The organism is Aerosakkonema sp. BLCC-F183 (assembly GCF_041929145.1).
GTDB lineage: Bacteria > Cyanobacteriota > Cyanobacteriia > Cyanobacteriales > Aerosakkonemataceae > Aerosakkonema.
This window is the reverse complement of sequence record NZ_JBHFNU010000079.1, coordinates 20,983-42,021: the sequence shown is the minus strand read 5'-3', so window position 1 is coordinate 42,021 and position 21,039 is coordinate 20,983. Positions and strand designations below refer to the sequence as shown.

Annotated in this window: 18 protein-coding genes, 3 tRNA genes and 2 pseudogenes; 7 read left to right on the top strand and 16 right to left on the bottom strand. The window is 46.0% G+C overall.

Translation table 11 applies throughout. The features are described from left to right. The first annotated feature begins 10 nt into the window (after positions 1 to 10). Positions 11 to 3,481, top strand: coding sequence for an AAA-like domain-containing protein (locus tag ACE1CD_RS23525; RefSeq protein WP_374826417.1), 3,471 nt, complete (start codon positions 11 to 13; stop codon positions 3,479 to 3,481). 68 nt (positions 3,482 to 3,549) lie between these two features. On the opposite strand, the gene ACE1CD_RS23520 is transcribed toward ACE1CD_RS23525, so the two are convergent. From ACE1CD_RS23520 to ACE1CD_RS23445, 16 genes and pseudogenes are all read right to left on the bottom strand, one after another. Then, a tRNA-Glu gene (locus ACE1CD_RS23520) sits at positions 3,550 to 3,623 on the bottom strand. A gap of 80 nt (positions 3,624 to 3,703) precedes the next feature. Continuing rightward, on the bottom strand, positions 3,704 to 4,984 hold the full coding sequence (locus ACE1CD_RS23515) for a SagB/ThcOx family dehydrogenase (protein WP_374826416.1): 1,281 nt from the start codon (positions 4,982 to 4,984) through the stop codon (positions 3,704 to 3,706). Next, positions 4,974 to 5,423 carry an ankyrin repeat domain-containing protein gene (locus ACE1CD_RS23510; protein WP_374826415.1) on the bottom strand — a complete coding sequence of 150 codons (450 nt, stop codon included), beginning with the start codon at positions 5,421 to 5,423 and terminating at the stop codon, positions 4,974 to 4,976. The genes ACE1CD_RS23515 and ACE1CD_RS23510 overlap by 11 nt, the downstream gene beginning before the upstream one ends. 293 nt (positions 5,424 to 5,716) lie before the next feature. After that, complete coding sequence (locus tag ACE1CD_RS23505; protein ID WP_374793699.1) at positions 5,717 to 6,013, bottom strand: 2Fe-2S iron-sulfur cluster-binding protein; 297 nt, start codon at positions 6,011 to 6,013, stop codon at positions 5,717 to 5,719. 19 nt (positions 6,014 to 6,032) lie between these two features. Next, positions 6,033 to 6,296: a hypothetical protein gene (locus tag ACE1CD_RS23500; RefSeq protein ID WP_374793698.1), complete on the bottom strand. Its 264-nt coding sequence runs from the start codon at positions 6,294 to 6,296 to the stop codon at positions 6,033 to 6,035. Between the two features lie 311 nt (positions 6,297 to 6,607). Beyond that, positions 6,608 to 6,679, bottom strand: a tRNA-OTHER gene (locus ACE1CD_RS23495). Beyond that, positions 6,679 to 6,749 (bottom strand) — tRNA-Met (locus ACE1CD_RS23490). Before ACE1CD_RS23490 ends, ACE1CD_RS23495 begins: the two co-directional genes overlap by 1 nt. Before the next feature lie 38 nt (positions 6,750 to 6,787). Further along, complete coding sequence (locus tag ACE1CD_RS23485) at positions 6,788 to 7,894, bottom strand: SDR family NAD(P)-dependent oxidoreductase (protein WP_374793696.1); 1,107 nt, start codon at positions 7,892 to 7,894, stop codon at positions 6,788 to 6,790. 117 nt (positions 7,895 to 8,011) lie between these two features. Further along, the gene (locus ACE1CD_RS23480) at positions 8,012 to 8,998 is read right to left on the bottom strand and encodes a pentapeptide repeat-containing protein (protein ID WP_374793694.1); all 987 of its coding nucleotides are present in this window, start codon (positions 8,996 to 8,998) and stop codon (positions 8,012 to 8,014) included. A gap of 83 nt (positions 8,999 to 9,081) precedes the next feature. Further along, positions 9,082 to 10,332, bottom strand: a complete 1,251-nt coding sequence (locus ACE1CD_RS23475; protein WP_374793692.1) for an FtsW/RodA/SpoVE family cell cycle protein — start codon at positions 10,330 to 10,332, stop codon at positions 9,082 to 9,084. Continuing rightward, on the bottom strand, positions 10,316 to 10,486 hold the full coding sequence (locus tag ACE1CD_RS23470; protein WP_374826414.1) for a hypothetical protein: 171 nt from the start codon (positions 10,484 to 10,486) through the stop codon (positions 10,316 to 10,318). The genes ACE1CD_RS23475 and ACE1CD_RS23470 overlap by 17 nt, the downstream gene beginning before the upstream one ends. A 54-nt stretch (positions 10,487 to 10,540) precedes the next feature. Continuing rightward, positions 10,541 to 10,744 (bottom strand): phycobilisome linker polypeptide, encoded by a 204-nt coding sequence (locus ACE1CD_RS23465; protein WP_190465106.1) that lies wholly within the window; start codon positions 10,742 to 10,744, stop codon positions 10,541 to 10,543. A gap of 223 nt (positions 10,745 to 10,967) precedes the next feature. Then, positions 10,968 to 11,453: an allophycocyanin subunit beta gene (gene apcB / locus ACE1CD_RS23460; protein WP_190465107.1), complete on the bottom strand. Its 486-nt coding sequence runs from the start codon at positions 11,451 to 11,453 to the stop codon at positions 10,968 to 10,970. Between the two features lie 67 nt (positions 11,454 to 11,520). Further along, positions 11,521 to 12,006, bottom strand: a complete 486-nt coding sequence (gene apcA / locus ACE1CD_RS23455; RefSeq protein WP_190465108.1) for an allophycocyanin subunit alpha — start codon at positions 12,004 to 12,006, stop codon at positions 11,521 to 11,523. A 518-nt stretch (positions 12,007 to 12,524) separates the two neighbouring features. Further along, positions 12,525 to 13,004: pseudogene (locus tag ACE1CD_RS23450) on the bottom strand (phycobilisome rod-core linker polypeptide); the annotation flags it as partial. Positions 13,005 to 13,232: 228 nt separating this feature from the next. Continuing rightward, a pseudogene (locus ACE1CD_RS23445) lies at positions 13,233 to 15,923 on the bottom strand (phycobilisome rod-core linker polypeptide); the annotation flags it as partial. 421 nt (positions 15,924 to 16,344) lie between these two features. Here ACE1CD_RS23445 and ACE1CD_RS23440 point away from each other — a divergent pair. From ACE1CD_RS23440 to ACE1CD_RS23415, 6 genes are all read left to right on the top strand, one after another. After that, positions 16,345 to 17,577, top strand: coding sequence for a class I SAM-dependent methyltransferase (locus ACE1CD_RS23440; RefSeq protein WP_374793687.1), 1,233 nt, complete (start codon positions 16,345 to 16,347; stop codon positions 17,575 to 17,577). A gap of 278 nt (positions 17,578 to 17,855) precedes the next feature. Next, the gene (locus ACE1CD_RS23435) at positions 17,856 to 18,080 is read left to right on the top strand and encodes a hypothetical protein (protein ID WP_374826413.1); all 225 of its coding nucleotides are present in this window, start codon (positions 17,856 to 17,858) and stop codon (positions 18,078 to 18,080) included. 188 nt (positions 18,081 to 18,268) lie between these two features. Further along, positions 18,269 to 19,117 carry an STAS domain-containing protein gene (locus ACE1CD_RS23430; RefSeq protein WP_374826412.1) on the top strand — a complete coding sequence of 283 codons (849 nt, stop codon included), beginning with the start codon at positions 18,269 to 18,271 and terminating at the stop codon, positions 19,115 to 19,117. 31 nt (positions 19,118 to 19,148) lie between these two features. After that, complete coding sequence (locus ACE1CD_RS23425) at positions 19,149 to 19,544, top strand: STAS domain-containing protein (protein ID WP_374793681.1); 396 nt, start codon at positions 19,149 to 19,151, stop codon at positions 19,542 to 19,544. Continuing rightward, positions 19,525 to 19,929, top strand: coding sequence for an anti-sigma regulatory factor (locus ACE1CD_RS23420; protein WP_374826411.1), 405 nt, complete (start codon positions 19,525 to 19,527; stop codon positions 19,927 to 19,929). Before ACE1CD_RS23425 ends, ACE1CD_RS23420 begins: the two co-directional genes overlap by 20 nt. Positions 19,930 to 19,981: 52 nt before the next feature. Beyond that, on the top strand, positions 19,982 to 20,986 hold the full coding sequence (locus ACE1CD_RS23415) for a SpoIIE family protein phosphatase (protein WP_374826410.1): 1,005 nt from the start codon (positions 19,982 to 19,984) through the stop codon (positions 20,984 to 20,986). Positions 20,987 to 21,039 lie beyond the last annotated feature (53 nt).

The window sequence follows — 21,039 nt, the reverse complement described above, 5'->3', positions numbered from 1 at the left end:
GTTCATCTATATGAAAGCAGAAAGTTATCAGCCCGGACTTTCGCATCATTATGATTATAAATATCAAGTCGGGGGAAGTCTACCGCCTGATGCTCCTACTTACGTGCAGCGACAAGCCGATCGCGATTTTTATGAAGGATTGAAAGCAGGCGAATTTTGTTATGTACTCAATTCCCGTCAAATGGGTAAGTCCAGCTTGCAGCTGCGGACAATGCAGAAGTTGCAAGCAGATGGTATCGCTTGTGCATCGATCGACCTTTCCGAGATCGGGAATTGGGATGTCAGCCAAAATCAGTGGTATGCAGGTGTAGTCTATTCCTTAGTCAATAGTTTTGACTTATTTGACAAAATCGACCTGCGGACTTGGTGGCGCGATCGCGAGTTTCTTTCCCCCGTGCAACGCTTGAGTCAGTTTATTCAAGAAGTGCTGCTGGTGGAAGTCAAACAAGCGATCGCTATTTTTATCGATGAAATCGATAGCGTTCTCAGCTTAAATTTCCCCATAGATGATTTTTTTGCATTTATTCGCTATTGTTATAACCAAAGAGCCGAAAACCCCGAATACAAACGCCTCACTTTTGCGCTTTTGGGAGTAGCGACGCCATCCGATCTTATTCAAGACAAAAATCGCACACCTTTTAATATTGGCAGAGCAATTCAACTGAATGGCTTTCAATTAGAGGAAGCTCAACCTTTAGCTCAAGGTTTAGGCGAAAAAATTGCCAATCCGCAAATTGTGTTAGCAGAAGTGCTAGCCTGGACTGGCGGACAGCCGTTTCTTACCCAAAAGATTTTAAAGCTGATTCTGGAACAAGCAAGCCAGTCAGATCGGAATAACCAATACGCAATTACGGCAATTCCAGAATTGGTTGAAAATATTGTGCGAAGCACTATCGCGCAGCTAACGCTCACGCACATCATCGAAAACTGGGAAGCCACCGACGAACCAAAACACCTCAAAACAATACGCGATCGCCTTTTAAGAAACGAACAGCGCACAGGCAGATTGCTAGGATTATATCAGCAAGTTCTCCAACAAAGTGAAATCCCAGCCGATAACAGTTCCGAACAAACAGAATTACTCTTATCGGGATTAGTAATCAAACAGCAAGCCAAACTAAAAATTGCCAATCGCATATATGCTGCTGTTTTTAACCAAATTTGGGTAGAAAACGTCCTCGCAAATCTGCGTCCTTACGCAGAATCCCTCACAGCTTGGTTAGCTTCTGATTGCCAAGACGAATCGCGCCTCCTGCGCGGTAAAGCATTGCAGGACGCCTTAGAATGGGCAGCCGATCAAAGCTTGAGCGATCGCGACTATCAATTCTTAACAGCCAGCCAAGAATTAGACCGAAAACAAGTACAAATCGCCTTAGAAACCGAAAGACAAGCCAATCAAATCTTAGCCGAAGCTCAACAAAAAGCCAATCGCACAATCAAAAAAGGTATTGCCATACTCGCAGTACTATCAGCCGTAACAGCAACAGTTATTTTCCAGGCTGCCACCAGTCTTAGAAAAGAATGGCAAGGCTTAAAACTAGAGTGGCGAGGCATGAACTCCTTAAGATTATTTGAAGCACAAGGAGGCGAAGAACTCAAAGCTTTAGTATCAGCAATGCAAGTCGGACAAGACTTACAAAAAATAGTCAAAAAGCACAAACATCCGCAAAATTATCCAGCTGTCAGTCCTTTACTAGCCTTACAAACAATCCTCGATAAAATCCACGAACGCAATCAACTCAAAGGACATCAAGGTCAAGTTTGGAGCGTTAGTTTTAGCCCCGATGGCAAGCGCATTGTCACCACCGGAGACGACAATACAGTCCGCCTTTGGAATCCTGCCGGTAAACTGCTGGCTACACTGAACAGCCATCAAGGAGAAGTGAAAAGCCTAACTTTTAGCCCTGACGGACAGCGCATTGCCACCGCCGGAACAGATGGTACAATTCGACTTTGGAATCAGTTTGGAGAACCGCTGGCTTTGCCATTTAAAGGTTATAAAGGTGTAGTTAGAACTATGAGTTTTAGCCCTGATGGAAAAGGCATTGCCACTGCGGATGCTGACGGTGTAGTAAGAATTTGGAACCAATCCGGGCAAGAATTAGCAAAATTTAATAGCGAACAGGGCGAAATGAGGACTATGAATTTTAGCCCCGATGGAAAACGCATTGCCACCGCAGGATATGACGGTACAGTAAGACTTTGGAACCTATCCGGACAACCGTTAAATCAGTTCAAAAGTAACCCAGGTGGAGTTTGGAGTTTAAATTTTAGTCCCGATGGACAGCGCATAGCTACCACAGGTGCAGATGGTACAGTGCGAATTTGGAAACAATCTGGCAAAGAAATAGCTAAATTCAACAGCAATCAAGGTGGAGTTTGGAGTGTAAGTTTCACTCCGGACGGACAGCGAGTGGCGACAACAGGTGCAGATGGTACGGTGCGACTTTGGAATCAATTCGGACAGCAATTAGATAAATTTAGCTCCCATCAAGGCGAAGTTTTGAGTGTGAGTTTCAGTCCCAAAGGAGATAGCCCCGACGGACAGCGCATTGCCACCGCTGGAGATGATGGTACAGTACGATTGGCAGATTTGTGGGGCTTACAAGTGTCGCGCTCTGTATCGCGAGGTCAAAAATTACTGCTCAAAGATAAAGAATTTTGGCGCGTCAGTTTTAGCCCTAACGGAAATAACATTGCCACAGCCGATTCTAATGGCATGGTGCGACTTTGGAATCAATTTGGGCAGGAGTTAATTTCTGCATTTAAAGCTCATCAAAGTTGGGTTTTGAGCGTCAGTTTTAGCCGTGATGGGCAATACATTGCCACATCGGGAGACGATGGCATAGTCCGACTTTGGAATCAATCCGGAGAGCAATTAGCTGAATTCAAAAGTGAGCAAGCACAAGTTAGGAGCATGAGTTTTAGTCCGGATGGCAAGCGCATTGCCACCGCTGGCGATGACGGCACTGTGCGACTGTGGAACCAATCTGGAAAACCGCTACCTTTATCTTTCAAAGCGCATCAAAGTCGAGTTTGGAGCGTATCTTGGTCTCCCGACGGACAGCGCATTGTCACCGCCGGGGATGACAGTACTGTCAAAATTTGGGATGGTTATGGGCAAATTGTGACTCAATTTAATACCGAGCAAGGAGAAGTCAGAAGTATGAGTTTTAGTCCGGACGGACAACGCCTTGCTACTGCTGGTGCGGACGGGACAGTAAAAGTTTGGGTAAGGTTTGATAAACCATCAGGACAGTTGTTACTGGCGCAATTTAAAGCGCAACCGGGTGATATTTTTAGCGTTACTTTTACGGATGATGGTAAGAGTTTAGCGACCGCCGGTTCTGACAGTACTGTTAGGATTTGGCGCGTGGAAGAATTAGATGAATTGTTGGATAGGGGATGCGATTGGTTAAAGGATTATTTGGCTACTCATCGGGAAGTGAGAGAACAATTAAAAGTATGTAATGGGAAATAGCGACGACGGAATTTGCACCCGCATCTCCTGGTCTACTCCAAGGGATTCTGCTATTTGAACTACGTCGCTGGTGGCAGCGGACGGAATCAAACCGTCTCTTCCTCCGTGAAAGGGAGGCGCTCTACCATTGAGCTACGCTGCCGCGCATTTATTATAAGGTATAGTTTTCACCTTTTGAATATACTATTTTGCCGTTAATTTAGATGATATCGCCCTAAGAAGTTAGCCGATGGCGATCGCATACAGTATACTTCCTTTGGCCTCCAAAAATGCCTGGATTTCATCATCAAAAAAGGCTCCAATTCCACTGCAACCTAATCCCAGATAGGTTGCACTCAAATAAACTCGTTGTCCTATTAGTCCCGCTAATTGTAAAGCGACTCGATAGTTCTGAAATTCAGATACAAAGAAGAACAATACAGCGCTATCTCGTGCGATCGCTTGATTCACGCAAAGATAACCCATTTTTTCCCGGAAGTTTCCCGTTTTCAAGCCATCTTTTCCCCGATAAATACCAGGTTCTATTCCGGCTACACTTTGGATAACAGCATAAATTTCGATCGCCTCATCACTGTGAGTTGCAATTGGTTGATTGAGTGATTCCCAAACTATAAAAAATTCCTCTTGGGTAATTTGCGATTGGTGAAAGCGTCTTGCCGAACGGCGCTTTTGAATTGATTCTAGAAATTTTGCTTTTTCAAACTTAAAGTTAGGTTGTAAGATTTCCTGCTGATGATTTGTTGGTAAAAGAGTTTGTTTGTAGCCTGCTTCAACAAATCGATTTGGCTCAAAATAATCAGTACCGCACACAAAAGGAATAGGCGATCGCAATCGGCGAACTGCTTTTTCCTTCACATTCCCAACGACGATAGCGGCTGCGATCAATTCCTTATTTTCAAATCCCAGATCGTCATTGAGCGCTAAATGATCGAAATCGAATAAAATTTGGGTCGTGTAATCTTGTACATAAGCAGAAGCTTCGATCGCACCCAGGTGATGACCGCTATCCAAAAAACAATAACGCAAACTGCGATTCTTGTATTTCCAACTAGAGCGAAAATAAACGCAACTAACTAAAAAAATATATCCTTTAATGAGGCGACTATCAACTAAATAACCTTCCAATCCATCATCAATTAATTCATATATCAAAGTCAGAGACTTCGTTTCCACTTCTAGATGATAAATCCCATCCAGAAGGCCATTAATTCCCCGTACCTGCACATAAATCTCTGTGGGATAAAGCGCTCCAGCCGAAGGATTTACCCGCAGCGAATAAGCACCTTCTCGATACATTTTTTGGGCAGTAATGGCACTGGTAAAATGTAAGAAAGAATGGGTGGGATTTTCCAAATCTAGAGTAAATCTGCGAAAGAATTTGGGATAACGTTTAAACGGAGCGGGTTGAGTTGCTGCATCAACGTAATTGGGGTCAATTTGCACCGAAAGGAACGAAAGTTTCGTTGCTTCGTGATAGTCATTCTTGAGAATTTTAGGCAGCATTTTTCAGAATCCTTAAAATCTCAAGATTAGCGGCAAAATCTACCGCCTGGAAATCATCCAAATTTTTCAACTGAGAATTTGCTCCGGCTGCCAAAAGCGCCTTTACGATTGCTGTTTTACCTGCGGAAGCTGCATACATGAGTGCTGTTGCACCGTTATCATTTTGATTATTGATATCAATATCAGCCTCTACGAGTAAGTCAATCAGGTCAAAGCGATCGCGAAAACAAGCAAACCATAAAGCATTGTTGCCATCGTTATTTTTGATGTTTAGCTCTGCCCCTGCATCAATGAGCGATCGCACAATGTTTATTTCACCTGCTTGGGTCGCTTTCATCATAGCTGTATCGCCATTACTGCCCCGTTGATTTAGATCGCTAGGATCGAATCCGTTGGCTAACAGCCATTGATTCATTTCTTGCAATGACAGCACTATCATTATCCTTACCCATTCTAGTTTGTATTAAAAGCGATGGTTACCGGAGTAACACTTTGACCAGTTTAGAATGTAACTGTTCGGCGGTAAATCCAGGTTCGTTCGGTGGATAAAGTTCTTCTTCGGCAAAGTCAAATCCATTTTGTTTGGCGAGATCGACTAATTACTTAACCCGTTCGCAACCTTTTAATTGCTCTGCAAGTTGGGAATCCTCTACAGTTTTTTTAGCAAAAGATTTGATTTTACTAATAGACATGATGAACTCCTTTGTGTTTTTTTTCCCCTTTTCAATTGGTTTAGAGATAGTCTTCTAACTCTATTTCTAGTATACAATTAGAAGTCGGTTTGGCAACACAAATCAACACATATCCTTCGCTTATTTGTTTTTCGCTTAAGAACATTTGTTCGGATTGATCGACGGTTCCAGAGACAATTTTTGCTTGGCACATGGCACAAGATCCTACCACACACTCGAAGGGAATTTTGATGCCATATTCAGCCGCTTCTCCCAGGATATATTCAGTATCAGGTACATCAATTGTTTTTAGGAAACTCTGCTTTCTGTTAATTAAAGTTACCTTATAAGTTGCCATAAATTTTTCATTCCAATTACTAGATAGTTCCCACTTTTGGGTAAATGGCTTTATTTACTAATGTTTTTGTTTCGTTTAGTGTGAGTTTGGGTTGTGTCCAACTAATCGCCCATCGCTCGCCCGATCCTATAAATTCCATGTCATTGTCTATGCCAGGACGGCCCAAAATATCAATCATTTGTCTTGCTAAAACACATTGACTGGCGACTGCACTAATTACTACTGTCGTCATTATTGTGTCTGTATCTGCGATCGCTTCCTGCTCGATGGAATCTATGTTCATAATTTGCTCAACACTGGATTAATTACCAGCGATGGTTAGTTTCATCTTTCCAAGCATGGGAGTGCTGCATCTCCCGCACAACATAACTTTTATATATTAGACATGAAATCACTTAATAATTCGGTATTTTTCAATACTAAAATTCTAAATGAAAAATTTATTTATTTTTTTTAAAAAGTGTTAATTACTATATAAAAATGTATCTAAAAATTATTTTCAAAAGATAGCAAAGACAAAACAGAGTAATCTATTTACAAGCTATTATTGAAGTGGGCGATTTTAAAGGTTTATTTTTTTAATTCTTAATTTGATAGCGACAACGGGATTTGCACCCGTATCTCTTGGTCTGCTCCAAAGTATTCTACTATTTGAACTACGTCGCTGGTGGCAGCGGACGGAATCAAACCGTCATCTAGGATTATGAAGCCTGCTTTACCATTAAGCTACGCTGCCGAATACTTAAATTATAACTGTCAAATCCGCGATTTAAATTACCATTCTGTTTCGGTATAATCTTTGAAGAACTTACCAAATAAATTACGTCCTTCGTTGAATCCTACATAAATTGGATTGCAGATACGTGCTGCTGCATCAATTGCATCGAAGGGTGGTTTATTTCCTCGTTCTTGCATTGCTTTAGCCATCTGGTAAGGATGTTGAAAGCTAATCCATCCTGGGTCAACGCAATTCATAAAAATGTTATGTTTGGCGTATTCTTTCGCGCAGGTGCGAGTCATCATGTGTAGCGAAGCTTTGGCCATATTTGTATGGGGATGTCGCCAAGGTTTATCAACGCCGTTGAATCTTCCTTCCATTGAAGAAACATTCACGATATATTTACTGGTTTCTTTTTTATTCATCAATTGCTTGAGTCGGCTATTGATAATGAAGGGTGCGATCGCATTAATTACATGAACTTCCAGCAGTTCCAAAATACTCACTTCATCATCTTTCATGAGCCAGCTATTAAACGCACGCAAATCAATCTGCTGTCCATCTTCTTCATACATTCCTGGAGGGAATAAAGCCGCATCGTGTTGGTTATCACCCGGAAATAAAGCAAGTTGCGACGTCAGAGGAGAATTGATTGCTAAAGATAAGTTATTTGGTGCAATCGCATCTTTAAAATATTTTCCTTCATCAGATCCGAGAAACTTTGTCTCTTCGTTTAATTTGCTAATAGCCAAATAGCGATCGCGCACAAGTAACGGCTGAATTTCTTCTGGTAACTCATCCAAAGATAAACTTTCAAAGTCTACCAAATGTTGATAAAACGCAGGTGGACGGCGAATCGTCTGCGCCGCATTGTTGATAATAATATCGAGTGCGGGATAAAAACTGACTATGTGTTGCGTGAATCGCTCAACGTTCGCAAGATTTCGCAAATCTAACCCATAAATTTGTAAGCGATTTTTCCATTTGCAAAAATCCGATTCCTTCGCGTATCTAGTAGCAGCATCATGGGGAAAGCGGGTTGTAGCTATGACAGTTGCACCTGCTCTGAGTAATCTCAAAGCCACTGCGTAACCAATGTTTACCCTCGCTCCGGTGATTAAGGCAAAAAGACCTTGCAAGTCAGCAGTTTGATTTCGTTTCACGTAATTGAAATCGCCGCAGTTTATGCAGAGTTGCTTATAAAAGAAATGCCACCCTGAGAAGAGATTTTTACAGACAATGCAACGTTGCTGTTTGTACATAGTAAATTTAGGCGGTCGCTACTTATATATTTTGCCATCAGGCATGATAGCTTTCTGGAAATTAGTTAATGCGAGATTAGCTTTTTTGAGGTTAGCTTTAACGAGGTTAGCCTCAAAAAAGCTAGCGGCACTGAGATTCGCTCCTCGAAAGTTCGCACTACTAAGATTAGCGTTTCTAAAATTAGCTTCGCTGAAGTTAAGTCCACTCAAGTCAAACCCACTCAGGTTAATCTCGCTAAGGCTAGCTCCTCTAAAGTTTCCCCCGCTTACATCTGCTTCGGTAAAATTAGCTTGATGAAGATTAGCCTTAATAAATTTCAACTTCCTCAATTTCGCTTTGGAGAAGTCCACTTTATCCAACTGGGCTTTAGTAAAGTTAACTCCTTGCAGAACTGCTCCCCGAAAATTAAATTGACTGAGGTTAGTTCTACTAAAATTAGCTCGATCGAGTTTCGTTCCCTCAAGAATAGCCCCTTGCAAAATAGCTCCGTTGAGGTTTGCTCCACTGAGGTTTGCCCCCGTAAAGTTCGCCTCGCTGAGATTTGCTTTGTAGAGTTTAGCCTCGCTAAGATCTGCGCCGCTGAAGTTAGCTCCCGTGAGGTTACACTGTCTAAAATTAGCCCTTTTGAGGTTCATCCCGCTCAAGTTAACTCCGCGAAGGTCGGCATCGAGATGCCCCTTGAGTATATGCAACCTCCTCCATCTATTCCAAATCGCAACACCCTTTTCAAGTAAGGCGAGTTGCTGCCATTCTCCTAGCAGATAGGAGGCAAATTCTTGTACTTGTTCGGCTTCATCGAATAATGCCTGAATTATCAGATCGAAACCTGCATCGCCATAGTTTAGAGCCTCATAAAGTCCCTGCATACGCTGCTCTACTAATGTACTTGTCAGCCTCCACTTGACTCCGCTTAATCCTCCCAGTACTACACCAGTGAGCGGGGGTGGAGAATGTCCGCCAAGTACAGCATCGGTGTCTTTGGGCCGATCGAATTTTTCTGGCATTATCAAAGTCCAGACAAGTTGGCTTTTCTTGTATTATTGTAGTATAATAACTACAAACAGCGATCGAACTCGATTGAGAATTTTTAATTGCTTCTGGGTCGTCCCCGTTTCACAGCCGATCGCTTCTCTTCCAGAGACACCACCTCTGCTTCGCTACTCTCTCTGGCCACGCGAATCAACAATCCAGCTGCCAGCAAACTCGCAATCATGGAATTACCGCCGTAGCTGAACAAAGGCAAAGGCAAACCCGTTGTCGGTAGCGCACCCGTCGCCACAGCAATATTCATTAGCGACTGTCCCACTAACAAAATCATGACGCCGATCGCTACCAGTCGATGAACGACATTTTGAGTCTTCATCGACACAATCAAAGCCATTGTCCCATAAGCAAAAAGCAGCAGAAACAGCACCATGCTGCCCATAAAGCCAAACTCTTCTGCAAATACGGCAAAGATAAAATCGGTGTACTGAATCGGCAGATAAAATAACTTTTGCTGAGACAGCCCGTATCCAGTGCCCCAAACCCCACCCGAACCTACTGCTAACAGACTTTGAACCAACTGATAACCGGTCTTCATCGGATCGGCCCACGGATTCAGAAAAGACATGATCCGCTTTTGCTGATATTCATTTCTGGTAATACTGATAATACCCAAGAGCAAACCAGCGAAAGCGGTTGCCCCCAGTTGAATATAAGGTAAGCCGGCGGCTAAAGCGATCAGCCAAATCGTCATACCGCAAAACGCCGTCGTACTTAAGTTAGGCTGCAACAAAATTCCCAAAAGTACGAGAGAGAAAATAAACAGCCAAGTCAGACGCACTTTCCATCTCAGCCGATCCCATTGACCGAATATCCGCGCACTTTGTAACACCAAAAAAGGCTTAATCAGCTCGGAGGGTTGAATCGGCATTGGCCCCAAAGCCAGCCAGCGCGTGGCACCATTGGTTGTGGTTCCCAGACCTGGAATCAAAGTTACCAGAATTAATCCCAACAGCAACACTACAAACCAGTGCGCCATTCCCAAGATGTAGCGGAGTGGGAAACGCACGATCAGGTTAAACCCCACCATGCCCATCAAAATAGAGATGAGTTGGCGCTTAACGTAGTACAGTCCGTCTCCGTAATAGGCATCGCCTACAGGGTAAGATGCTGAGAACAAGACCACAATTCCCATAAACAGCCATAGGAATGTCAGCCAACGCAACAATCTGGCTTGTATTCCCCATTCTTCTCGATCGCCATCAAAGAAAGGTATTAGGTGACGTAAGTTAACTGCCAAAAGGTCGATCCTACCACTACGCAATATATTAGGTTTACTAAATCGCGATCGCATAAACTGGGGCGATCGCCAAAAATAGTGTTTTTACCCTTATCGTATTTTGCCGCCCACTCTGCATTAACTTTACAAAAATTAAAAAAACTTTGCCGCCTGCGATCGCATGACTGCAAGCCATGTATTCGCAGGCGGCTTTTTTTGAATCTCCCAATCTTCACAACGGGACGATTTTATTTCGCGAAGTTTGTAAAGGTTTTTTCCAGAATTACAGCAATCCTGTATTAGCACCAGGCTTGCCAGTCGCCAGTTCAACTTTGACGATTTTGCCGCCCATTTTCATAATCCGTTGCTGTTCGCGAAACCAGTTGTCATACGGCACTAGCTTCGTAAAATATGTGTTTTGCAGTTCCCGTTGAGTGCGAATTCTAGTTTGGCTGGGAACGCAAGCAGTTATTTTGAACATCCGCATGAGTTAATTTCTCCTGGCATCCGATCGACGTTTGAAGTGATGATGATAAACCAAGGTCTGGGAGTCAAGAGTAAATACTAGCCGCTAAAACTTATCCAGTCAATTAGACAAATATATAACGCTCTAGCATTGACTCCTGACTTCCCAGACCATGTGAAAGTCAAAAGTCAGGCATTCAAAAGTTAAAAGTCATTTGGCCTTTCACTTTTCACTTTCGCCTTTTCTAGCTCAAGCCAGAGGAGATGTAGTCGAAGTAAACGCCCATTTCTTTACCGGCATCAGCACCTACGAGGCTAGCGGTAACTTCCTTCATAGCTTGGATAGCTTGAACGGTAGCGGATACGGGAACGCCCAAGGAGTTGTAGGTTTCCTTCAAACCGTTGAGTACGCGCTCATCGAGGATGGAGGGGTCGCCAGCCAACATCGCATAGGTAGCATAGCGGAGGTAGTAGTCCAAGTCGCGGATGCAAGCAGCATAGCGACGGGTGGTGTACATATTGCCACCGGGACGGGTGATATCCGAGTACAGCAGGGACTTAGCTACTGCTTCCTTAACGATCGCAGCGGCGTTAGCAGCGATAGTGGTAGCAGCGCGTACCCGCAATTCGCCGGTTTGGAAATAGCCTTTGAGCTTTTCTAAAGCACCGGTGTCCAGGTACTTACCTTGAACGTCAGAGGAGTTGATAACAGCGGTAATCGCGTCTTGCATCTTTTTGCTTCCTTAAGTCACCTAATCTGGGAATTTTTAATTGAGTGCTTTCCAGAGGACACTCGTCCTACTGCATCGCACCGATCACGTAGTCGAAGTAGGAGCCAGCTTCAGATGCGTCTTCAGCAGACAGCAAAGAGGCGGCAACGTTCTTCATAGCACGAATGCCTTCAGCTACGGCAGGAATGGGGGTGCCCAGAGAATTGTACATTTCGCGAACGCCCACCAAACCGATTTCTTCGATTGGGGTGACATCGCCAGCTACGATTCCGTAAGTAACCAGGCGCAGATAGTAGTCTAGGTCGCGCAGGCAGGTAGCGGTCATTTCTTCACCGTAGGCGTTGCCACCGGGAGAAACTACATCAGGGCGCTTTTGGAACAGTTGATCGCCAGCTTGCTTAACGATGCGTTCGCGAGAGTCGGTCAAAGTTTGGGCGATGCGTAGACGACGCTCACCGCTCGTTACGAAGCTCTTGATCCGATCCAGTTCGCCGGGGCTGAGATAGCGAGCCTCAGCATCTGCATTCACGATGGATTTCGTGACGATACTCATTAACGGAATCCTCCAAAAAAGATGTAACCAGATGTGATTAAACTGGCGTTTGCATCGATTGTGTGTGCTTTGGTCGCGATCGCGTCTTTACACACACCCACTGTGTAGCTTACTTGAATTCTCGAAGCATTTACACTCAATTCTCAGAACAATGTTCGATCGCATTCATTCTGAGCAGAGCTTCAGCATTCTTCAAGTTTTTTAGGTTATCAGAACGACATCTGATTTGAAACACAGCTACCTTCGCAAATATTTTGCGACATTACGTTCACATTTTGACTCTCCTCTTAATACTTTGTAATAAATCTCCTCATGTTTACCTGGCGCTTGGCAAATGATAAGCAATAGGAAATCGCCTTATCTCCAAAATTAGAAGATAAGGCGGATTAATTTTTGGCAGACAAGGAGAAAGGGGGAGTGGGGGAGCGGAAGATTTCAAATTTCAGATTTCAGATTTATCAAAATCTTCCCTTTTAAATCTAAAATCTGAAATTTTCTTCCCTCTTCCCTCTCCCTACCTAGAAGCGACCGCCAAGATAGGAGGGCGACAGACTAGACCAAGGCTGCTTGACCAAATCCGAAGCAGCTTTGACGCTGCCCAGGTAGTTGCCCGCCGGCAGAGATGGGAAGCGCGGGTAAGGAACCACATCCTCACCAAAGTACTGGGCATACTCCGGACTATCAACGACAGCTTCCACAGCCGCCTTCAGCCCTTTCTCGGCCAGAATGCGGTTGTACTGACGGATTTCCGACTGAGTAGCCGGTGCGCGGCCCAACAGATGCCGGAACAAGAACTCAATCACCTTAGTGTTGGGATATGGCGTGTAGAAACGACGGCGATAGATCTCCGAACCCGCCAAGAAGCGCACAAACTCGCGCACAGAAATTTCACCGTTGCGGAGTTTGCTTTCCAAGTCAGAACGACGGAACTCGTTGGGCACTTGACCGCTGAAGACATCCATCACCTGACAGTACGCGGCGTTGATAACCAGAGCTGTTTCAGCTTGATTAGCACCAGGGGTCAGGCGATAAATCCGCGCTGGTTTGCGGCGGGTAGTACCGACACCCACTTCCACAGATTGCCCTTGACCGTTGCTGAAGGAGCGTCCCAACTCGATAAACAGTGGCTTGCTCTTGTCCATCGCCAATGCTCTCCGCGCCAAGTCTGCCATTGCTTTGCTCATCAACGGCATCTTGGTGCTGTCCATACGAGGCTTCGTTGTAGAGAAGCTGGGTACTACTACCTCCTCGCTTTGCTTGGTCAACTGGTTGTACAGTTTTTGGCTATTCGGGAAGTTAGCTGCCGGCAGGGTCAAGAAACGATTGTAAGGAACCGTATCTTCACCGAACGCCTGAGCGTATTCGGCGCTATTCACCATCGCACCGATAAAAGCGCGGATACCGCCAGAAGCGAGAATCTGGTTGTACTTGCGAATTTCTGCTTGATCCAGAGGAGCCCGTCCTAAGAAGTGCTTGGTGCCGAGTTCGATTACCTTGGTATTGGGATATGGGGTGTAGAACTCTTTGATGTAAAGCCCAGACTCACCCAAGCCAGTGATAAATTCTTTGAGGTTGATTTCACCGTTACCCAGTTTGCTTTCCAGAGCGGTGAATTCATTCTTCACGATGTAGGGTTCCACATCGCGCTCGAAGATTTGTCGATAAGCAGCGCGAATCAGCGTTTCTACAGCCTTCTTGTCGCTGGTGTCTGTCAGCTTGAAGACTTTGGTTTGATCGCGTTTCTTGCTGACGCCTTGGTTAATGCGGAACTGAATATCTGGTTCTGTCCGCATTTCGGTGACTTGACCGAGTTCGACAAATAGCGGCGTTTCTTCCTTATCGACTCTGGCACCTGTCTCGCCGATGCTGCCAACGCGGAGACTGCGTTGAGCTAAACCTGCCGGAGTAATGTAGCGTTCGTAGGGAACTGTGTCTTCTCCAAACGACTCGCCGTACTCTGGGCTGTCGATAATGGCATCGATCAGAGCGTATAAGCCTTTTTTGGCACAAATATCAAAGTATTTGTTGTTTTCTTGACGCCCGTAGGTAGGACGACCCAACAACCGACGGTGGATGTATTCGATCGCCTTACAAACGTAGAATGGTGTCCAGTACAGCTTGCGGAACAAGTCTGACTTCGCCAAGGCGCGGATAAACTCCCGCACGGTAATCTCGCCGTTTTCCAGCTTGATTTCCTGCACTTTCAGGCGCTGTCCTTCATACACATCCCGCCCGAATACTTGTAGGTAGCAGGCACGAATGAGCGCTTGGGTCGAGCTTTCGGAGAACTTGACACTCACACCTTGGGTTGATACGGTACGCTTCCCGAATTTGCCACCCGTAAAGCTGGGAATTTGATCCAGTTTGAACACTTTGGGGCCAAGAGAACCGGGAGCCACACCCCGCGCTGCGGGATTGCTGACTTGGTTGTTAATCCCTGGGCCGCGACGAATCAGGATGCGACGGGTATCTTTACCAAAAGGTGCCGGTCTAGTGCTGGGGTTGCGCGTTTCTTTCGGGAAGATTGCGCCAAACTGAATTTCCAGCGGGTCGTTACCGGAACCGTAGGGGTGTTGGTCGGGCAGTGGCCGATCGTATGCCGCAAAGGTGGTGATGAATTGCGGTACTTTACGGAAGGGCGCACTGTAGTTAAACAAGTCTTGCTGCGGCCCCCAGTTGCGGCATTCTTGGGCTTCTTGACCCAATCCCCGGATGTAGGGTACGGTTTCTTCGCCGAAGTAGTCGGAGTATTCCTGGGAATCTACCAAAGCGTCAATCAGACCGGGTAGACCTTTTTGAGATACGATCGCAAAGTATTTTTGCACTTCTTCGCGGCTGGAAGGCCCGCGTCCCAAGATATGCCGGAAGGCCAGTTCCAGGGCCCTACTGTTTATGTAGGGCTCGAAGAAGTTTTTCCGATACAAGGGAGATTTACCCAAGCGGCGGATAAATTCCTTCATGGAAATGTTACCGTTCTTAACCTTGGATTCCAAATCGGAAATTCCCAAGGAATAGGCGCGGGTGATATCCCGCTCAAATACTTGCCGATAAGCAGCTTTAACAACTTCCTGCTTTTCTTTGGCGGAAAGTCCCGGTTTCATTACGAATTTGGGACGCCGCTCTGCCGCATTAAAGTAAATTTGGGGCAGCTGCAAACCTTGTTGGTCGCCAGAAGGACGTTGCCGCAGTTTGTCAGATGGAGTTGGGGCTTTAAATTCTGTAATCAGAACGTCCATGTACTGGGTAACAATATTTGCCCCGACCGGATCTTGTCGGAAATAACCCAACGCCGCCGCTTTCATTTCTTGCAGCGCTACGAGGGTGGCTTCTCCGGAGCAAGCATTTTCAATTATTTCCCGCAATCCCCGCGTGTTGACAGCGATGATGTTGGGGTCACCTGCGACGATCGCATAAGTGGCATAGCGCAAAAACCACGATAAGTCCCGCAGCGATTTCTGCATATTGCTGGGGCCATAGCGGGAAACGTTGATCGGTCGGAAACCTGGGGGAACTGGTCCGCCACCAGAAGCACTAAATAGCGATCGCAATCCTTCAAAGAAGCCACCGCTAGTTTCTACATATGTCGCCGTTCCCAGCTTCATCGATTCCTTTACGTCTCCCCCTGCCCCAACCATACTCATTGCTGGTTCTTTTGGCTTTTCCAAGAAAGCCATCGGCGAACCACCAACAAAAATCCGGTTGGCGGCACGGGACACGATCAAATCTGAGTTCTGGGTCAGCGTGCCAGCAATCTCCAGACGCTTAGCGCCCGAGCTGAAATAGTTCGCCAGTTCGTTCAATTCCCCGCTTTCCAAGAAGCGGTCTTGTTGTTCCGCTTGGGAAATGGTTGCAACTGGTAAGGTTTGATATAGTTGCGGACGCGCAACTGAGCTTCCACCACTTGCTTTGACACTCATCGGTTCTCTAAAGCTCCCTATAGAATCGTTATCGTCTTATACCCGACCGGGGTGCCGCTTAGCAGTTCGACCCAATCCAATTTCGCCTGCGAAAGAAGGCTTAGAAAGGATGCCATCACGACTGCCTGGGGTTAATCAGCCCAGTCTTTAGATTAGAATGTTTCGGGCTTGTCACACTCATTTATTAAGAAATGTGTATAACCCTCATCGGCTGTGTATTCCGTAATCATACTGGATTGCGACAAAGTAGCTGAGAGACTTGATAAGTTTTGTTACAAGCGAGTGGGGGAGCTAAAAGTCAAAAGTCAAAAGTCAAAAGTCAAAATTCCTCTTCCCTCTTCCCTCTTCTCTCTTCCCCTAAGCCCTAAGCCCTAACCCCTAACCCCTAATCCCTAATCCCTAACCCCCAGCCCCTAAAAAAATGCAAGATATTACTTCCGCCGTTGAGCGTCTTTACGATACATATCCCTTTCCGCCAGAACCGCTGCTGGATAATCCGCCCCCCGGCTATAACTGGCGTTGGAATTGGCTTTCCGCCTATAACTTTTGCACGGGGCAAAAACCTCAGACGCAGGAGATCCGCATTTTGGATGCTGGATGCGGTACGGGGGTGGGGACTGAGTACCTGGTACACCTCAATCCCAAAGCTGAAGTTGTGGGTATCGATTTGAGCGGTGGTGCTTTGGCGGTAGCAAAAGAGCGCTGTCAGCGATCGGGTGCAAATCGTGTGGAGTTCCATCACCTCAGTTTGTACGATGCGGGACAACTCCCCGGTCAGTTTGACCTGATCAACTGTGTGGGAGTCCTGCACCACTTGCCCGATCCACAGCGGGGTATTCAGTCTTTGGCGGCGAAGTTAGCGCCAGGGGGACTGATGCACATTTTTGTCTATGCAGAACTGGGACGTTGGGAAATTCAGCTGATGCAGAAGGCGATCGCTCTCCTTCAGGGCCGATCGCCGGCGGGGACGCCTGGGCCACAAGATTACCGCGATGGCGTTCGAGTGGGACGACAAATATTCGCTGCATTACCAGAAAATAACCGTCTTGTCAAGCGCGAAAAAGAAAGATGGTCTTTGGAAAATCAGCGCGATGAAAGTTTTGCCGATATGTACGTTCATCCCCAAGAGATTGATTACAACATCGATAGTTTATTTGAATTAATTGATGCGTCCGGGTTAGATTTTGTCGGATTTTCTAACCCGAAAACTTGGCAGTTGGAGAGACTTTTGGGGAAAAATACAGAGTTAATGAAACGGGCGGAAGGATTGAGCGATCGCGAACGTTATCGATTAATTGAATTATTAGATCCGGCAAATATCACGCATTACGAATTTTTCCTGGCACGTCCGCCTTTACCTAAAGCAAATTGGTCATCGGATGATGCGTTATTGGCGGCGATTCCAGAACGCAATCCTTGTATGGATGGATGGCCGAGTCGGTGTTTGTTTAATTACGATTATGAAATTGTAAATTTGTCAGAAACTGAGTTGGAATTTTTGCAAGCTTGCGATGATAATTCCAAACATAAAAACGGGCAAGATGCCCATCCCACAAGAACAGTGGGAGAGATTTTGGCAGAGGTAAAATTGGGGGTGGAAGAAGTGCGATCGCTCCTATCTCAACAATTGATTTTACTAACACCAGGGAAGTAAAAATATTAACTCAAACACAATAACAGAAACTACCTACACGATAGGAGATCTGACAGCAAGTTAACTACTAAAGTATGAGCATTGAGGATACATCGATATGTTCTGACACATCGAGAAGATATCGATTACTCAAAAACACTATTTCGGAGGATTTTCATAGATTTGGATAACATATAGAAATAGTTCAAGAATGTGTTTATCCTAGTAGCCCTATCCCATCATGGTATAGACACTTGTTTTGTAGCACGTTCAGACAGGTAACTGAAGAAGAAATGCGAATGTCGTTTGAAACGATGCCAGATAAATTCGGCTTTTTAGATGCCACCTTTCGATACTACAGGGCTTACCTTCCAGACTGTCAGGAAACACCGCTGGCATACGATCGCACCGATTCTGAGTTTCGCCCAAACCGTCCATATTTTGAAAGGATTGATGCTGTGTCGCTACCAAAAGAAGCTTTGTATCGGCGAAATGTTCTGCCAGTGCCAAGTCGAGTGTCATAGCAATAGGGATTGCTCGATCGCACGTTGTATGGTTAACATCAAATTTTTATTTGTCTAGTGTTTGGGGAAAACGATCGAGCCCTCGCCCCATCAGTGCAAACATCAAAATTAAACGGCTAGCAGATAAACTTGTAATGGAAACAAAAGAACTAACAACAAAACCTGCTCCCACTGAGTTTTGAATGCCAATGAACTTAAACACACAGAGCAAAATCTCAGAAATTCTGAAAAATCACGAAGCCGAACTGTTGGCAGAGTGGCTGAAAGAGCAAAAGACTTCAGGTATCCGCAAAGACTTGTTTAGGGAAAGCGAACTGCGCGAAGAGTGCAAAGAATTCCTCGACTTGTTTGCAGAGGCTGTCTTCCGAGGCAACTTAACCGACATCCAATCGGCTGAGTGGCGTGGCGTGAGGGACATGCTGGCGGGTATTTCGAGATCGCGCTCTCAGAAAGGCTGGACGCCAACAGAAACAGCCAGTTTTGTATTCTCGTTGAAGCAGCCCTTGTTCCAGCGCCTGCGTCAGGAACTCCAGGATAACGAAATGCTTGTCGAAGAAATTCTGTCTGCTACGAACCTCTTAGACAAACTGGGTCTGTGGACAACCGAGATTTATCAGAAAAGCCGCGAAGAGGTGATCCTGCGCCAGCAAGAAGAGTTATTGGAACTCTCAACGCCAGTCGTGAAGCTGTGGGAAGGCATTTTAGCTTTACCGATCGTCGGCACCCTCGACAGCGCCCGCACCCAAATTGTGATGGAATCTCTCTTAGAGAAAATTGTCGAGACCGGTTCGCAAGTTGCCATCATTGATATTACGGGAGTACCAACAGTCGATACGCTGACGGCCCAGCACTTATTAAAAACAGTAACTGCGGCTCGTCTGATGGGGGCTGATTGCATTATCAGCGGTATTCGCCCTCAAATCGCCCAAACTATTGTCTACTTGGGTGTAGATTTAGCGGATATAACGACTAAGGGGACGCTAGCCGATGCTTTTGCCCTAGCTTTAAAGCGATCGGGAATTGCGATCGGACGCTAACAGTCCGCTATTTGAGGAGTAAAAAAGTATTATGGAACGCATCCCCATACTGCAAATGGGCGAATTTCTCCTTGTGACCATTCAGGTAGATATGCACGATCGCCTAGCGATGACTTTACAGGACGACCTAACTAACCGCATCACCCAGACAAACGCTCGCGGTGTACTGATCGATATTTCGGCACTGGAGATCGTCGATTCGTTCATTGGGCGAGTACTGGGAAACATTGCCAAAATGTCCCGCATACTCGATGCGGAAACGGTCGTTGTCGGAATGCAGCCAGCCGTAGCCATTACTCTAGTGGAATTGGGGCTCTCCCTCAAAGGCATTCGCACCGCCTTAAACGTTGAAAAAGGTATGGCTCTCCTGCGAGCATCGTTAGGAGATTCTCAAGGGGGAAGCATAAATGGTGATGCAGGGGCATGAAGTTATGGGCATCAACTCCTCCTCAGATATCGTGCTGGTAAGGCAAGCTGTGCGGAAATGGGCTGTGGAATTAGGTTTCAGCCTTGTAGACCAGACTAAGATCGTCACGGCAGCAAGCGAACTGGCACGCAACACGCTCGACTATGGTGGTGGGGGAACCGTTAAACTGGAAGCGCTGCAACAAGGAAACCGTCGCGGTCTGCGCCTGACTTTTGAAGACTCCGGGCCAGGTATTCCCGATATCGAACTGGCGCTCAAAGACGGCTTCACGACCGGAGGCGGACTGGGTATGGGGTTAAGCGGTTCCAAGCGGCTAGTCAACGAATTCGATATCTTTTCCCGTGTGGGAGAAGGCACCCGCATTACCATTACAAAGTGGAAATAATCAATTGTAAAGCCGCCATAGAATGGCGGGGTGAAGAGACCCAGGAGTTTTGATGAGCGATAGCGTCGCTTTGCCGATCGTAGAGCCCAGTCAGGCTGGTGATGCGCGACGGATAGCTATGAGTTTAGCCAGTCGTCTCGGTTTTAACGAAACCGAAAGAGGAAAAGTCGGTATCGTAGTTACCGAGATAGCCAATAATTTGGTTCGCCACGCTAGGGAAGGTCAGTTGCTGCTGCGTTCCCTCACAAAAAATAACATTGTCGGTATCGAAATTTTAGCCCTGGATAAAGGGCCGGGAATGCTTGATGTCGGGCAGTGCCTGCGGGACGGGTATTCGACGGCAGGCACTCCTGGCAACGGTTTGGGGGCAATTAGTCGCCTTTCTGCTTTTTTTGATATTCATTCTGTTCCCCAGAACGGCACGGTTTTATTAAGTCAGCTGTGGGCAACGCCGATACCTACTAGCTCATCAAACAGCAATATAGAAATAGGTCTAGTTTGTCTGCCAAAAACAGGTGAGGAGGTTTCCGGTGATGCTTGGGCGATCGAACAATACGAAGATCGCACTCTGCTGTTAGTCTCGGATGGTTTGGGCCACGGCCCTATGGCAGCCCAGGCATCTTTAAAAGCGATCGAAATCTTTCGAGAAAATGCCGATAAAAGTCCGGCAGCAGTTATAGAAGCCGCTCATCAAGCCCTCAAAAGTACGCGGGGCGCTGCAATTGCGATCGCTCAACTGGATTTGGCAGAACAAAGCCTCCGCTTTGCAGGCGTTGGCAACATCTCTGCCAGCGTTATTTCTGATTCTGGTCGCTACAGTATGGTTTCCCACAACGGTACGGTCGGACACGAAGTTCGCAAAATACAAGAGTTTGTCTATCAGTGGCCAAAAGGAGGGCTTTTACTGATGCACTCCGATGGTTTAGGGACACAGTGGCGTTTAGATCGCTATCCTGGTTTAGTAGCGAAACATCCCAGTTCGATCGCCGGAGTTTTGTACCGCGATTTCAACCGGGGGCGCGACGATGTAACAGTGCTAATCGCCAAAGAGAATTAAATTAATTCTAAATTTCAGATTTTAGATTGCCAATTTAATTTCTCAATTAGAAA